The following is a 15711-nucleotide window of genomic DNA, read 5'->3' on the forward strand; positions in this document are numbered from 1 at the left end:
TAACTGAATGAAGAAGAACGAGAACACAAGCTACTCAGGCGCAACGATCATATCCGTGCTTTTGCATGCCGCGTTGTTTGGAGGATTGTTGTGGGGCGCAGATTTCACAAAAGTATCGCACCAGCCTGCGGGGCAGAGTATTGAAGCGGTCGTTATCGACCCGAGCGTTGTGAACGAACAAGCGCGAAAAATTCGTCAGCAACGTGATGAAGCTAAACGACAAGAGAGCGATCGCCTTCGTCGCCTGGAACAACAAGCTGATCAACTTGAAAAGCAGCGCGAACAAGAAGAGAAACGTCTTCGCGAGTTGCGTGCTGAAAAGCTAGCGGCTGAAAAAGAGGCACGAGAAGCAGAAATTGAGCGCAAGCGTATTTCCGAAGCCCGTAAAAAAGAGGCTGAAGAGCAACGCAAAGCTAAAGAAGCCACACGCATCGCCCAAGAGAAATCTGCGGCAGCAGAAGCTGAACGCCAGCGTAAAGTCGCTGAACAGCGTAAAGCGGAAGAAGCGGCGAAAAAGGCAGAAGCTGAGCGCGTACGTGCTGAACAGGAACGTAAGAAAGCAGAAGCCGAACGCGAACGCCAGTTAGCTGAGAAAAAACGTGCGGAAGAAGAAGCTCGCAAGGCAGAAGAAGCGCGTCAACGTAAGCTTGCTGAGCAGAAGAAAGCTGAAGAGGCGGCCCGCAAGGCAGAAGCTGCGCGTGTAGAGGCAGAGCGTAAAGCGGAAGCAGCACGTAAGAAGCAAGCAGAGCAGGAGGCTGCCCTCAACGAGCTTTTTAGCGGTCTCGAGTCCGAATCGGCAAATCGCGGTTCGGCTCGAGGGCGATTTATTTCTGATGAAGTTTCTCGCTACGGCGCAATTTACACACAAATGATCAAGCAAAACTTGCTGGTTGATAGCAGTTTCTCTGGCCAAGAGTGTGTGGTGAAAATGCGCTTGTCGAGCACAGGGCTTTTACTCGATGTAAATGAAGTGGGTGGAAATCGCACTTTATGTCGAGCAACGAAAACGGCCGTATTGAAAGTATCATCCTTCCCAATGCCGGAAGATAAAGAAGTCGCAGCCGAGCTTCAAAATATTGAACTGACTGTGAAACCAGAGTAAGAGGGATTCTTCATGTTGAAACGTGTTTTCTTTGGTGTGTTTGCACTCATGCTTGCGGCTATCCAGCCTGCACATGCTGAGCTCAAACTCGTCATCACCGAAGGGGTCAACTCTGCACGTCCTATCGCCATTGTCCCTTTTAAGTGGGAAGGCGAAGGCAAATTACCGACCAATGTGTCTGATGTTATCGCATCAGATCTTCAACGCAGTGGCAAATTCAGCCCAGTCCCAACCGACAAAATGCCACAAACGCCTTACAGCGATGAAAACGTGGATTTCAACGATTGGACTGCATTGGGTGTCGATGCGCTGGTTACGGGGACAATTAATAAAACGCCAGACGGGAAGTATCGCGTTAAGTTTCAACTGATTGATATTGTTCGCGGACAACTAACAGGCGGAAGCAGCAAAGGTTTAAATGACAAAGGTGAACTGGTACTGACTAAAGACCATGTACCTTTGGATAAAACGTGGAGTGTTGACAGCAACAAGCTAAGAACATCAGCGCACTTAATTTCAAACCTTGTTTATGAACAATTAACGGGTGAGAAGGGTGCATTCTTAACAAAGATTGCTTACGTTGTTGTTGATGACAAATCCAATCATCCTTATCAGTTGAGAATTTCTGATTACGATGGTTTTAATGAGCAGCTTGTTATTCGCTCTACACAGCCTTTGATGTCACCTGCATGGTCACCTGATGGTAAGCAGCTTGCCTACGTCAGCTTTGAAAATGGCCAAGCGCAGATCTTTATCATGGACATCTTTACGACGGGCAAGCGAGAGATGATTTCGTCATTTCCTCGTCATAATGGTTCGCCAAGATTTTCGCCGGATGGCAACAAGTTAGCTTTGGTACTTTCCAAGACAGGCAGCTTGCAGGTTTATGTGTTAGATCTGAGAACGCGCAAGATGGAACAAATCACCAAAGGGCGCGCGAACAACACCGAACCTTTCTGGGATCCAGATGGGCAGTCTTTGATCTTTACGTCAGACCGGGGTGGTAAACCACAGATTTATCGAGTAAATTTAGCCGACGGTTCTACCAACAGGTTGACTTGGCAGGGTAGCCAAAACCTCGGTGGTCAGCTGACACCGGATGGTAGATTCCTTGTAATGGTTCACCGCTCGGACTCAGGTTACAACATTGCAAAACAAGATTTGCAAACGGGTGCCGTAGAAGTTCTAACCAAAACGATGCTTGATGAATCACCAAGCCTCGCACCGAATGGCAGCATGGTCATTTACAGCTCGGTTTACGGGCGTAATAACGTACTTTCACTGGTTTCTATTGATGGACGGTTTAAAGCACGGCTACCAGCAACAAACGGTCGAGTTAGGGCACCAGCATGGTCCCCGTTCCAATAATATTTGCGCTTATTTGAAATAAGGAAAACGAGATGCAATTGAATAAAGTACTTAAGGGTTTGGCGGTAGCGCTACCTATGTTTACCCTAGCGGCTTGTAGCTCTAGCGACAGCTCTACTGATAGCACGGGTTCTGAAACCAACAAAGGTCAAGAAACCACTATCGTAACACCAGTAGACGGCGGCCAAGGTGGTCTGACTGAGCAGGAAATTCGTGCAAACGAACTGCGTCAGTCTCAAACTATTTACTTCAACTTTGATGACTACTCTGTATTGCCACAGTTTGAAGACATGCTAGACGCGCACGCTGAATTCCTACGTGCAAACGACAGCATCAAAGTGGTTGTTGAAGGTCACGCCGATGAGCGCGGCACACCTGAATACAACATCGCACTTGGCGAGCGCCGTGCGAACGCAGTAGCGAAATACCTGCAAGCGCTAGGTGTTCCAGCTTCTCAAATTTCTATCGTAAGCTACGGCGAAGAGAAACCATTGGTGCTAGGCCAAGGTGAAGAAGCCTACGCGAAGAACCGCCGTGCGGTTCTGGTTTACTAAGTTAGAAGGTAAATCATGATGAACAGTAACACTTTGCGTTCTTTATCGCTGGCGTTACTGGTGAGTGTGGCAGCCCCTGCGGCTGCTGCACCTGCTCCGGTGACTGAGTTAGGCAGTGGTGGTAGCAGTAGCTCTGTAGAGCGCTTGGAGCGAATGCTAGAAGCCCGCAACCAAATGCAAATCGACATGCAACGTCAGCTAGAACAAATGGCAGGCGAGTTGGACGAATTGCGCGGCACTGTTGAAAGAAACAGCTATGAATTAAATCAGATGTTGGAACGCCAACGCGACTTGTACCGTGAAATCGATACCCTTCGCACCGCAAAACCAGCAGCTGCTGTCGAAAACAAAACCGACAAGCCTGCTTCGTCAGAAGCGTATTCAAACAATCAGTCTGAAAACGCAGAGTACGATGCCGCTGTGAACCTGATTCTCAAAGAGAAAAACTACCAAGGTGCCACAGATGCTTTCAATGCGTTTTTGACCAAGTACCCTCAATCAATCTACAAGCCAAATGCGCACTATTGGTTGGGTCAGCTTTACTTCTCTAAAAGTGAGCTAAGTTTGGCGAAGCAGCACTTTGATGCGGTCAGCCAGTTTGCAAAATCAAGCAAGCGTGCTGATGCAATGCTCAAGCTTGGCATGATTGCAGATCGTGAAGGCGACAAAGCCACAGCGAAGAGCTTGTTCCAGAAAGTGGTGACCGAGTACCCTGGGTCAACCACGGCAAGCCAAGCTGAAAAGCAAATGAAGAAGTAAACGCAACCACTTCCCTATAAAGCCGACCTTGAGTCGGCTTTTTCTTTGCAATTTTATTGCGTCTCTAAGTCACAACGCATTTTCTGAGATGAAAATGCTGCTATAAGGCGTGTATAATGGCCGAACTGCAAGCATATCTGAGTAAGTGGATGAGCCAGATTATTAATACCGCTGAGACGGTATATCCTTTCCCTCCTAAGCCGGAGGTGCTGTCTGAGCAGCAAAAATCATACTACATCGAAAGCATCAAACAGCTTTTGAAAGAGAAAGACGCAGTCATGATTGCGCATTATTACACCGACCCTGAGATCCAGGCGCTGGCAGAAGAAACCGGCGGCTTTGTCGGTGATTCTCTTGAGATGGCCAAGTTCGGAAATAAACACCCTGCGAAAACGCTACTGATTGCTGGCGTTCGATTCATGGGTGAGAGCGCAAAAATTCTGACTCCAGAAAAGAACGTGATCATGCCAACGCTGGAAGCCGAATGTTCGCTGGACTTGGGCTGCCCTGAAGACCGATTCTCTGCTTTCTGCGATGCGCACCCTGACCATACTGTGGTGGTGTATGCCAACACATCAGCGGCGGTAAAAGCGCGTGCGGATTGGGTGGTCACGTCATCAATTGCATTGGAAATTGTTGAACATTTGGATGCGCAGGATAAACCGATTATTTGGGGCCCTGACCGCCACCTAGGTTCGTACATCGCCAATAAAACTGGTGCAGAGATGCTGCTGTGGCAAGGCGAGTGCGTGGTGCACGATGAGTTTTCAGCAAAAGCGTTGAGAGACATGAAAGCTGTGTACCCCGATGCGGCAATTTTGGTTCACCCAGAATCTCCAGCCAGTGTTGTAGAGCTTGCTGATGCTGTTGGCTCGACGAGTCAGCTCATCAAAGCGGCGAAAGAGCTTCCAAACAAGCAGCTGGTTGTTGCGACCGATAAAGGCATCTTCTTCAAGATGCAGCAGATGGTGCCAGAGAAAGAGCTTATCGAAGCGCCAACCGCAGGTGCTGGCGCAACGTGCCGCAGCTGTGCGCATTGTCCTTGGATGGCAATGAACGGCTTGAAAGCCATTGAGCTTGCGCTGAAAGAAGGCGGCGAGCAACATGAAATTCATGTTGATGAAGCCATTCGCCAGAAGTCACTGATCCCGTTGAATCGCATGTTGGATTTTGCTGCGGAATTGCAACTTCAAGTGAAAGGCAACGCATAAAGTTTGATGCTCCCTCTAGTTTAAAGGCGAACGCATTGTTCGCCTTTTTTGATCTGCTAAATTGTCCCGCACGTTGAACCCGCCAATTCGTGTGGCGCGAGCATAAGAAAAACAATAATGATCGGCGGGTCGTTTCGATGTCAGTAAGGATATTCTATGAGTCAAACTATGCTCACTGTTGGCTTGCCAATTGCGCTTGCGTGGATGATGTTTTGCGTGGGGCTAACCCTCACCGTTGCGGACTTTAAGCGTGTTTCCGAGTTTCCCGGCAAAGTGGCGGCGGGCTTATCTGCGCAGCTTATCGGTTTGCCAATCATTGCTTATTGCTTGATTCAGCTTTTCAATCTGCCAGAAGTGGTCGCGGTGGGGCTCTGGATATTGGCGTTAGCGCCAGGTGGGGCATCGTCCAATGCCATTTGCCACCTTTGTGGGGGCGATTCTGCACTCTCTATCACGATGACGGCGATAAGTAGCCTCATTATTCCATTTAGTCTGCCGTTAATGTTGCCGTTTGTGTTGTCTGACGTGTCTGCGATTATTCCTGTGAAAACGGCGATCATGCAGCTTATCGCGGTGACGTTAGTCCCTGTTCTATTGGGAATGACCTTCAAGCGTTTTTGTACTTCCGCGGGCTTTGAACGTTTTGCACAATTTGCGGGGCGCACAGCGTTGTGGGCGCTGTTTTTCACTGTGGCGATAACCCTCGCTGCAAACACCAAGGTGTTCAACCAACTCTTTTCTGTTGCTTCTATCGCAGTGCTCCTTCTCTGTGTACTTGGCATGGCGCTCGGTGTCGCTGTGGCGAAGGGGTTGGGTGGAGACGCTACGTTATCGAAGACGTTATCCATTGAAGTCGGGATACAAAATGCAGGCACGGCGATATTCGTTGCCGTGGTTCAGCTTAATCAGCCACAACTGGCACTGACGCCGTTACTTTATGGCATTTTGATGAACATCCCAGCGATTATTTTGATTGTGATGAGTCGAAGGAAAGCGGTAAGCCACGCCGAATATTGAGTTGAGCGCGATAGAGATCAGCGGGGGTGTATTGGTATACACCCCTGTTTTATTTTTAGGTCGCTTTTACCAAGTTAATGGTAAACGTACTGCCTTTTCCTACCTCTGATTCTACGGTGAGTTTACCCGCTAAACTCTCGGTTATCGCTTTTGCATGCGCCAGCCCTAAGCCATATCCTTCAGACGTTCGACTTTCATCCGCGCGGTAGAGCTTGGTGAAAATCAACGCATGTTTGTCTTTTGGAATGCCAATACCAGAGTCGGTCACTGACAGGCTTGCAAGGTTATTGTGCTCCGAGTACGCCAATTGAACCGTGCCGCCTTTTGGCGTGAACTTTAAGGCGTTATCTACAAGGTTCACCAGTATCTGAATGAGCTTGTCCTCATCGGTGAGTAAGGATGACGTTGGATGGCTGATTACCGTTAGTTGAATATCATGATCTTCTGCCGTTTCCTCATACCAGCCTGCGACTTTCAGTAACGTCGCATTGATATCGATGTGAGACAACTTAGGAGAAAGGCGACCAGCCACTTCATCATTGATTTTTAATAGGGTAGTGAGCATTTGATCGGCTTGATGAGAGGATTCTAAACAGTCTGCCAACGCCTCTTTCATCACCTGAGCGCCGTTCTCATCTTCTTTCTTAGTAAGCAATCCTTTTTCCGCTGATAACCTGAGTCGAGAAAGGGGGGTTCGCAGATCGTGAGCGATGGCATTCACCGTGTCATCCATGCTTTTTATGATCTTATGCAGCCGCATCAGCAACAAATTGACACTGCGATTGATACTGGAGAGGTCGTGGCGGTTGGCATTTTGTACAAAATCCAGTGTATTGCTCATGCTCTCGAGGGGGCTTTTGCTTGCATCATCAAGTTGTCGCGCTAAGACAAACAACGGAGATAGCGTTGAATGGATTAATCGCCACACAAAGACGAGACTGATGGCGGCTAACACGAGTAATGCAAAGCCTATGCGCAGCCATTCACTAATGACAGCGCTCAAATCAGAAAAAATGGGCTGTACCATAATGTAGCCTTGGCGTTTAGCGACTAACGGTAACGTTAAGAATGATTGGGTTATCAGTTGTTGATACCAGCTTTCCTCCTGCGAGTTATACCCATAAGGTTTGGACGATTCGGCATGAGCAATCTTTGAAGGGAAATCCGCTACCTCTGATTCGGGCAGCGCCAATTTTGCACCGGATACATAGTGAAATACGGCCGGATTGCTAGGGTCTTGCTTAAAGACCGCGATGTTGTTTTCTTCCAGCCTTTCAGGGTTTTCAACAACGACATGGGTTAATTTTTCAGAACCATTAAACGTTAAGATACGCTGATATTCTGCACCCATAGAAGAAAGAATTTTGATGTCATTGCTCTGCATTCTGTAAAGAAGCAATACTGCTATCACCACTTGCACGATGAACAGACACGTTAGCAGGACAGTGACAAAGCGGAAAAATAGCGCCTTTTGTGTCTGCGCTAGGGCGTTGCTAACACTCTTTTCTGAGGACATAGCCAACGCCTCGAATAGTATGAATAAGAGGAAGCTTGAAGTCTTTGTCCACCTTCGATCTTAAACGGCAAACCAATACATCCACGACGTTTGTTTGTGGGTCGAACTGATATCCCCACACTTGCTCCAAGATGACGGTTTTAGATAGCACCCTTTCCGGGTTTCGTAGAAAGAGTTCCGTTAAGGCATATTCTCGTTTGTTAAGGGGAATGGCGAGGTCATTTCTAACAAGCTCGCGCTTGATAATATCGAGTTGTAAGTCATCGTATTGAAGTTGGGTTGAAATAGCATTGTCGGGTTGTGTCCGTCGTGTCACGGTATGGCAACGCGCAAGCAATTCGGTAAATGCAAAAGGCTTCACCAGATAGTCATCTGCACCAGATTGAAGCCCACTCACTCTTTCTTCTACTGAGTGTTTGGCACTAAGAATGATGACGGGGGTTTTAAAACCTTGCCCTCTCAACTGCCTGAGTAATTCCAGGCCATCCATTTCTGGCAGCATGATGTCCAAGATAACCACGTCAAACTGATCATGCGTGGCAAAATGCAGCCCTTCTTTTCCCGTGCTGGCCAAGGTTACTGTGCAACCTTCTTGTTCGAACCCCTGTGTTAAGAAGCGCTGAATGTGAATGTCATCTTCCACGATCAGTAGATTCAATGGCTGTCTCCTTTGCTGTGTTATCCGCAATTTACCAAAGTGAACATGGAATTTGGCTTTCATTACTAAGGTGTAATGTTCATGAAAGTATGGGGCAATTTGGCGGAGTTACATTGTGTTGCGAGAAACATGATGAACCAATGGAGATCTACGTATGAAATCGACCACTAACATTCGCACACTTGTTCTTAGCGCCACGCTCTTTTCTGCGTTTTCAGCACAGGCAAGCATCGACACGGTGAGTGTTCCTTCTTTGTCTACAGATTCTGCGCTAGCGCTTGCCGTTGAAGCCGTTCAACAGTGTAAAAGAGATGGCTACGCAGTCACCGCGACCGTTGTCGATCCGGCGGGACGTGTATTGGCGCAGGTACGTGATGATAAAGCGGGTTCACACACACTTGAAAGCTCGCGTCAGAAAGCCTTTACCGCGGCAAGCATGAAGCAGCCAACGGCCAAACTGATGAAACTCATTAGCGACAAGCCGATCTTACAACCCTTGCAGAACATGGATGAGAGCTTATTGCTGCTTGCAGGTGGGCTGCCGTTGAAAGTGAACAATGCTGTTGTGGGGGCGATTGGTGTGGGCGGCGCGCCGGGTGGTCATTTGGACGTAGCGTGTGCGGAAGCTGCGATTAAAAAAATCAGCAAATAAGTAAGGATCAACCAAGTTTAATCTCTGAGCTTATTTGAACGTAAAACGTAAAACGTAAAACGTAAAACGCCCTCATGCCATTGCTGGATGAGGGCGTTTTGGGTTGTGCGATGTAACGCACTACCTATTGTGTTCGTTTAGCGCAATTGCCACACACGATATGTGCGGCCTTTGATTTTGCCAGCAGACAATTTCTTCAGCGCTTTCTTTGCAACGTTGCGTTTTACTGCAACGTAAGAGCGGTAATCCGTGACTTTAATTTTACCAACGTCAGCTCCTTGAATGCCGTCATCGCCGCCAGTCAGAGCACCAAGGATGTCACCTGGGCGAACTTTGCTTTTCTTACCGCCATCAATGTGCAGTGTTGCCATCAAAGGTTCTGGTGGTAATGCTTGCATGACAGAAGCATCTGGCAGTTCTTCGCCTTTGATTTCGCGGCCTAGGTAATCTTCAAGCAACGCGATTTTGTAACCGTCTTCACTGCCGTAAAGGGTGTAAGCCGCCCCTTGGCTACCCGCTCGGCCAGTACGGCCAACGCGGTGAACGTGTACTTCGGTATCGAACGCAACGTGGTAGTTAATCACGGCATCCAATGAATCGATGTCTAGACCACGCGCTGCAACGTCGGTTGCAACCATGACGGTGACACTCTTGTTCGCGAATTTAAGCAGCATTTGGTCGCGATCGCGTTGTTCCAAATCACCGTGTAACGCCACCACTGAGAAGCCTTCGTTTTCAAGGCATGCAGCAACATCTTTGGTCTCGCGTTTGGTGTTACAGAACACCACTGCACTTTCTGGCTGGTGATTGAGAAGCAACAACAGCAATGCATCCATACGCTGGCGGTTACCTTCACACTGATAGAAGTGTTGTGAAATGCTGCTGTTGTCATGCGTAGATTCAACTTTCACCATCAATGGGGTCGTCATGATCTGCTTGCTGATCGCTTGAATTTGCGATGGGAACGTTGCACTGAACAACAAGGTTTGACGGCCCGCTGGAATGTCTTGAATGATTGCATCCAATGCAGGTTGGAAGCCCATTTCTAGCATGCGGTCAGCTTCATCAAGCACCAAGGTGTTGACGTTTTCTAGCGACAAGCGGCCTTTTTCTAGGTGGTCTTGTATACGACCCGGCGTACCTACGATGATGTGTGCACCGTGCTCAAGTGAGCCAATTTGCGGGCCCATTGGAACGCCACCACACAGAGTGAGCACTTTGATGTTGTGAATGCCGCGCGCCAACGTACGGATTTCTACCGCAACTTGGTCAGCCAATTCACGCGTAGGACACATCACCAATGCTTGAATACGGAAACGCTTCACGTCCAAGCGGTTGAGTAAGCCCAAACCGAATGCTGCGGTCTTGCCCGAGCCTGTTTTTCCCTGACCAATAACGTCTTTCCCGTCCAAAATGGCAGGAAGACTCTGCGCTTGAATCGGCGTCATGGTTTCAAAACCAATCGTGTTCAAGGTAGAAAGTAATTCCGCTTTAAGCGGCAATGTAGAAAATGCAGCCTGTTGGCCTGCAGCAGTTGATTCTTTGGTCACGGAGGTATCCCGAGCAATACTACCCGTTGGTAGCGTATGACATGAAAAAGTGATGATCCGATGAATCCTGTTGTGGTGCACAACCACGGGTTAGCAAGAGACACGCGAAACAGCGCCGGACATCGTTGTTTGCTGAAAACATGGGGATGTTAAGAGCAAGGGGCGGGACTATATCAGGATTATTCGAACAGTGCGCGATTTGTTTTGCTCAGAAAAAGCGCAATGTTTATGCCTAAGCAAACGAGGTCATAGGCGCAATTATAGAGAAACGGCTGCACAGTGGCAGCCGTTTGAACGCGTGCTTTCAAAAAGCGCTTGGCGAATTACGCTTCTTCTACAAGTTGCGCCGCGCGTTGCGTCAGGCCACAAAGCATCACTGGCATGCCTTTGTAGATTTCTTCGAACTGCGCCAATTCTGCTGCACCTTGTGCTTCTAGGGTTGGCAGCGCAGCCTCTGGGTCGAACAAGAGGCTAATCGACAGCAACACGCCGCCAAGCAGGGCGCTTTCTTGGGAATCTTCTGGCATCAGAATTTCCCAATCATCACGCGCCAGTGTCCAGCCTTGAAGCAGGCCTTCACAGTAAAGGCGAGTGTCTGCAGTCACGATGTCAGCGTCGCTAAGCGCACAACCTTCAGGCCATTGCCATTCTGCAGATAGCAGCGCGCCGCGTTGCTCATTCCACATATCGACGATGATATTTGCGTATTGCTCAAGCTGTTCGTGACTTGAGAACGGTGATTCCTCTTCGCCACCCCACATGAAAGCTAACCATTCACTAGGGTCAATCATATAAGGTGCAGCCGCCATCGCGGTTACAAAGCCTTTTGTTTGCATCTCAGATAACAACTGATTGTCCAAATCGTTATCTGTCATAAATTGCGTGAGCGAAACTTGCATATCTACGTCTCTGTATTGATGTTGGCTGTATTCTAGCAGTGAGTCGCCAAGTACTGAAAAAAATTGGCAATTTTTCAACGCAAAGCGCTTCACCTGTGAGAAATGGACTGTCGAAACAACAAAACCCAGCGTGAGGCTGGGTTTTATTGTGAACCATGTCATTTAACGAATTAGAGCACTGGCATGGAGAAGGTTGCCCCTTCACGCACATTTGCCGATGGCCAGCGTTGTGTAATGGTTTTCCTACGGGTATAGAATTTAACTGCGTCAGGCCCATAAGCGTGCAAGTCACCAAACAGAGACTGTTTCCAACCGCCAAAGCTGTGGTAAGCAACGGGTACAGGCAGCGGCACATTGATACCGACCATGCCGACCTTTATGTTATCGGAGAAATAGCGCGCCGCTTCACCGTCACGTGTAAAGATGCAAGTTCCGTTGCCATAGGCATGTTTGTCGATCAAATCCATTGCGTCTTGCATTGAATCCGCGCGAATGATTTGTAGCACTGGCCCGAAGATTTCTTGTTGATAGCTTTCCATTGTCGGAGACACGTTATCAATCAAGGTTGGCCCAACAAAGTACCCGCTTGAGTAACCTTCAACGTTGGGGTGTCTGCCATCAGCCACAATCGTTGCGCCATCTCGCTCTGCGGAATCAATGTAGGAAACCACTTTTTGCTGATGCTCTCTGCTGATCAGTGGACCAAAATCATTGTCATTGTCATAAAACGCACCCACACGAAGTTCATCCAGCTTAGGCTTAAGCATGGCGGCGAGTTTGTCGGCCGTTTCATCACCGACAGCAACCGCAACGGACAACGCCATACAACGTTCGCCACTTGAACCATATGCTGCTCCAATAAGCTGGTTCACTGCATTATCAAGGTCACAATCTGGCATCACGATAGCGTGGTTTTTTGCGCCGCCCAGTGCTTGGCAACGTTTGCCGTTCTGGCTCGCGGTTTCGTAGATGTACTTCGCAATAGGCGTGCTGCCAACGAAGCTGATGGCTTCGACGTCTGCACTTTCAAGCAGGCGATCAACCACGGGCTTGCCGCCTTGGATCACTTGCATCACGCCATCAGGCAAACCGGCTTCTTTAAGAAGGTTGGCAATATACAAGGCAGCGCTAGGGTCTTTTTCTGATGGCTTGAGAATAAAGCAGTTACCGCAAACAATTGCCATCGGGAACATCCAAAGTGGCACCATCGCGGGGAAGTTGAACGGTGTAATGCCTGCTACCACACCTAACGGTTGGTGCTCAGACCAAGAATCAATCGACGGGCCGACGTTCTTGCTAAATTCACCTTTCAATAGCTCTGCCGCTGAACATGCGTATTCAACGTTTTCGATGCCGCGTTGCAGTTCACCTGCTGCATCGTGGGCGATCTTGCCGTGCTCCTCACCAATCAGTCGGCAAATCTCATCTTTATGTTCTTCCAATAATTGCTTGTAGCGGAACATGATACGCGCGCGCTTGATCGGCGGCTCGTTACGCCATGTTTGAAAAGCGGTTTTCGCAGCCTCGATGGCTTCATCCACCAAGGCATCGTTGGCTAAGAAAAGTTCTTTAGTGGCTTCGCCCGTTGCTGGGTTGTACACCAATTGCGTTTGCTCGCCGTCTTCACGCTGTTCGCCGTTGATCAAGTGTCCAATTGTTTTCATTTGCGGGGTTCCTCTTCCTTAAGACCAAAGATTTAGGTAAAGATTTTTCATTTCATCGGGTGTCGGCACTTTCGGGTTGTTAGCAGGCGAGCCAGACAGCAAGGCTTGTTCGATCATGGTGTTGAGTACGGTTTCGAACATAGAGAATTGCACCCCAAACTCTTCAAGCGTGGGGACGTTGAGTTCAACATTGATAGCGGCGAGTTCTGCAACAAGACGGGTGTTGGCGACATCAATCGCGTCTTCTTTTTGGGCGATACCCATGGCAACGGCGCAATCGGCGTAGCGTTCTGGTGCGGCTTCAATCGAGAATGCCGTCACGCTTGGCAACAACATGGCGTTGGATAGGCCATGCGGCACGTGGAAGAAAGCACCAATTGGGCGGCTCATGCCGTGCACCAAAGCAACCGATGCATTCGAAAATGCGATGCCCGCGTAGGTCGCGCCTCGCATGAGTTTTTCGCGCGCATCTGTGTCTTTGCCGTTGTGATAGACCTTACGAAGGTTTGGTGCGATAAGACGAATGGCTTCTAAGGCGTGATAATCGCTAAATGGGCTGGCCTTTTTACTCACGTATGCCTCGATAGCGTGAGTGAGCGCGTCAATGCCGGTGTCTGCGGTAGTGCGGGCAGGCAGAGACATGGTGAGTTCATAATCGACAATCGCGGCATAAGGGGCAAAACCCAATCCAACACACAGCATTTTTTCATCGGATTCATCATCGGTGATCACGGTAAAGCGCGTCACCTCGGAGCCTGTTCCTGCGGTGGTTGGAATGGCGATGATAGGAATGCCTTCTTCATTCACCATACGAGGCACTTTGTAATCACGCATTTTCCCGCCAAAGCGCGCCAGAATGCTGACCGCTTTCGCACTGTCGATCGCGCTACCGCCACCCAATGCAATGATGCAATCGAAGTTGCCTTCACGCGTGACCAATACTGCTTCTTCAATCGAGCTTGATGTAGGTTCTGGGATCGTGTCTGCATACACGCTGGATTCGATGCCTGCGTCCATCAGGATGCCCTGAATTTTTGCGACGTAACCGAATTCGACCATGTTTTTATCCGTGATCAGCAACACACGAGATGTATTCAAGTTTTTGACCATTTCTGGAACTTGCGCGACGGCACCGCCGCCAATTTCCATCATTCGAGGTAAGGTGACTGAGGCGCTCATTTTGCTACTCCTATGACTTCAGGTTTTCCAGGAAGAGGCTCTGCTCTTAATGCTTTGTAAAGACCAACGATGGTGGCGATGATCACGATGGAATACGGTAATGCGGCGATGATGGACGCGGTTTGTAATGCGCCTAATCCGCCTGCAAGCAGCAGTACGGCGGCGACAAGCCCGATCGACATGCCCCAGAAAATACGGTAGCGCGTGGGTGGGTGAGGGTTACCCATAGAAATGAGGGTGCAAATAACCAGCGTTGCGGAATCTGCAGAGGTTACGAAATACGTCACCAACATGATGGTGCAGATAGAAGCGCCAAGCGTGGTGAGAATGGTGCCCACATCCATGAGCTCAATGGTTTTGAACAAGGCTAACGTAAGGTCGTCATTTACGGCATCTACCACGCCGCCTTGACCAAACAGTTCGATGTACATGGCTGTGTTGCCAAAAATGGTTATCCAGAATGCTGCCAACATGGTTGGGGCAATCAGCACGCCAAGGATGAATTCACGAATGGTGCGGCCACGGGAGATACGTGCGATGAAAATGCCACAGAAGGGTGCCCATGCAATCCACCATCCCCAATAGAAGATGGTCCACGAGCCTTGCCATGTGTGCTCGGGGTTTGGATCGACCCAAAGCCCTAGGGACGTAACATTAAGCATGTAGTCGCCTAAATTGGTAAAAAACGAACCAATCACATAAGCCGTAGGGCCAAGGATGATAAAGAACGCAAGCATCACAACGGTAAGTTGCATGTTCAGTTCGCTAAGAATACGGATGCCTTTGTTGACACCGGTGATGACCGAGAACGTGGCAATGATTGAAATCAACACGATCAAGACCATCTGTGTGGTTGTGCTGACTTCGACACCGAAGAGGTAATTCAAGCCGGCGTTCATTTGCTGTGCGCCTAGCCCTAAGGATGTCGCAATACCAAAGACGGTCCCGAATACGGCTAACAAATCTGCTGCATGGCCGATGGGGCCATAAATACGATTGCCTAATAGGGGGTAAAGACCGGAGCGAATGGAAAGAGGTAAGCCTTTGCGATAAGAAAAGTAAGCAAGAGAGAGTCCGCAAAGTGCAAACAAGCCCCAACCATGTAAGCCCCAATGAAAGATGCTAACGCGCATGGCGACTTGAGCAGCTTCAATGGTCAGGGCACTGTCGGGGGACACGAAAGGGTTGCTTTGAAGGTGGTACATCGGCTCCGCGATACTCCAAAAAAGAATACCGATACCTATTCCTGCGCCGAACAACATCGAAAACCATGAAAAAAAGCCAAACTCGGGCCTTTCGTCATCTTTCCCCAATCGAATACTGCCGTAACGACTGAAAACCAAATAGACAGCGATGAACAAAAACGCGCTCATCAATCCCACGTAGTACCAAGCAAAGTTTGTTGCTATGTAACCTTTAGCGGCTGAGTAAACACTGTTGGCGTGTTCAGGAACTATCACAGTGTATAAAACAAACAGTACAGCAAGCGCAGAAGAGCCAATTGCCATTATAGGGTTAACCCCTGCAAAAATTCCTTTTGAGTTGCTTGGATTTACATCCGTTTCCATTGCATAACTCCTCG

General features: G+C 48.9%; 14 protein-coding genes. 7 read left to right on the forward strand and 7 right to left on the reverse strand.

Translation table 11 applies throughout. The annotated features are described in order from the left end of the window. Positions 1-7: 7 nt before the first annotated feature. From tolA to EQP46_RS20310, 6 genes are all read left to right on the forward strand, one after another. Positions 8-1102 carry a cell envelope integrity protein TolA gene (gene tolA, locus EQP46_RS20285; RefSeq protein WP_129495365.1) on the forward strand — a complete coding sequence of 365 codons (1095 nt, stop codon included), beginning with the start codon at positions 8-10 and terminating at the stop codon, positions 1100-1102. Between the two features lie 12 nt (positions 1103-1114). Next, positions 1115-2470: a Tol-Pal system beta propeller repeat protein TolB gene (tolB, locus tag EQP46_RS20290; protein ID WP_129495366.1), complete on the forward strand. Its 1356-nt coding sequence runs from the start codon at positions 1115-1117 to the stop codon at positions 2468-2470. A 32-nt stretch (positions 2471-2502) separates the two neighbouring features. Continuing rightward, complete coding sequence (gene pal / locus EQP46_RS20295) at positions 2503-3024, forward strand: peptidoglycan-associated lipoprotein Pal (RefSeq protein ID WP_129495367.1); 522 nt, start codon at positions 2503-2505, stop codon at positions 3022-3024. Between the two features lie 18 nt (positions 3025-3042). Next, positions 3043-3783: a tol-pal system protein YbgF gene (gene ybgF / locus EQP46_RS20300; RefSeq protein WP_129495399.1), complete on the forward strand. Its 741-nt coding sequence runs from the start codon at positions 3043-3045 to the stop codon at positions 3781-3783. Between the two features lie 149 nt (positions 3784-3932). Next, positions 3933-4994: a quinolinate synthase NadA gene (gene nadA, locus EQP46_RS20305; protein WP_129495400.1), complete on the forward strand. Its 1062-nt coding sequence runs from the start codon at positions 3933-3935 to the stop codon at positions 4992-4994. A gap of 156 nt (positions 4995-5150) precedes the next feature. Beyond that, positions 5151-6011 (forward strand): bile acid:sodium symporter family protein, encoded by an 861-nt coding sequence (locus tag EQP46_RS20310; protein ID WP_129495368.1) that lies wholly within the window; start codon positions 5151-5153, stop codon positions 6009-6011. A 55-nt stretch (positions 6012-6066) separates the two neighbouring features. Here the strand turns inward: EQP46_RS20310 and EQP46_RS20315 are convergent, their stop codons facing one another. After that, positions 6067-7527, reverse strand: coding sequence for a sensor histidine kinase (locus EQP46_RS20315; protein ID WP_129495369.1), 1461 nt, complete (start codon positions 7525-7527; stop codon positions 6067-6069). Beyond that, positions 7505-8185 carry a response regulator gene (locus tag EQP46_RS20320; protein ID WP_129495370.1) on the reverse strand — a complete coding sequence of 227 codons (681 nt, stop codon included), beginning with the start codon at positions 8183-8185 and terminating at the stop codon, positions 7505-7507. Before EQP46_RS20320 ends, EQP46_RS20315 begins: the two co-directional genes overlap by 23 nt. A gap of 154 nt (positions 8186-8339) precedes the next feature. Between EQP46_RS20320 and EQP46_RS20325 the strand changes: the two genes are divergently transcribed. Further along, positions 8340-8837, forward strand: coding sequence for a GlcG/HbpS family heme-binding protein (locus EQP46_RS20325; protein ID WP_129495371.1), 498 nt, complete (start codon positions 8340-8342; stop codon positions 8835-8837). Between the two features lie 137 nt (positions 8838-8974). Here the strand turns inward: EQP46_RS20325 and dbpA are convergent, their stop codons facing one another. From dbpA to EQP46_RS20350, 5 genes are all read right to left on the reverse strand, one after another. Next, positions 8975-10387 carry an ATP-dependent RNA helicase DbpA gene (gene dbpA / locus EQP46_RS20330; RefSeq protein ID WP_129495372.1) on the reverse strand — a complete coding sequence of 471 codons (1413 nt, stop codon included), beginning with the start codon at positions 10385-10387 and terminating at the stop codon, positions 8975-8977. 323 nt (positions 10388-10710) lie between these two features. Then, complete coding sequence (locus tag EQP46_RS20335; RefSeq protein WP_167482785.1) at positions 10711-11286, reverse strand: UPF0149 family protein; 576 nt, start codon at positions 11284-11286, stop codon at positions 10711-10713. A 170-nt stretch (positions 11287-11456) separates the two neighbouring features. Continuing rightward, on the reverse strand, positions 11457-12950 hold the full coding sequence (locus EQP46_RS20340) for a CoA-acylating methylmalonate-semialdehyde dehydrogenase (protein WP_129495374.1): 1494 nt from the start codon (positions 12948-12950) through the stop codon (positions 11457-11459). Positions 12951-12968: 18 nt separating this feature from the next. Beyond that, positions 12969-14129 carry an iron-containing alcohol dehydrogenase gene (locus tag EQP46_RS20345; protein WP_129495375.1) on the reverse strand — a complete coding sequence of 387 codons (1161 nt, stop codon included), beginning with the start codon at positions 14127-14129 and terminating at the stop codon, positions 12969-12971. After that, on the reverse strand, positions 14126-15697 hold the full coding sequence (locus EQP46_RS20350) for a BCCT family transporter (RefSeq protein ID WP_129495376.1): 1572 nt from the start codon (positions 15695-15697) through the stop codon (positions 14126-14128). The genes EQP46_RS20345 and EQP46_RS20350 overlap by 4 nt, the downstream gene beginning before the upstream one ends. Positions 15698-15711 lie beyond the last annotated feature (14 nt).

This window comes from Enterovibrio baiacu (genome assembly GCF_004120195.1).
GTDB classification, from domain to species: Bacteria; Pseudomonadota; Gammaproteobacteria; order Enterobacterales; family Vibrionaceae; genus Enterovibrio; species Enterovibrio baiacui.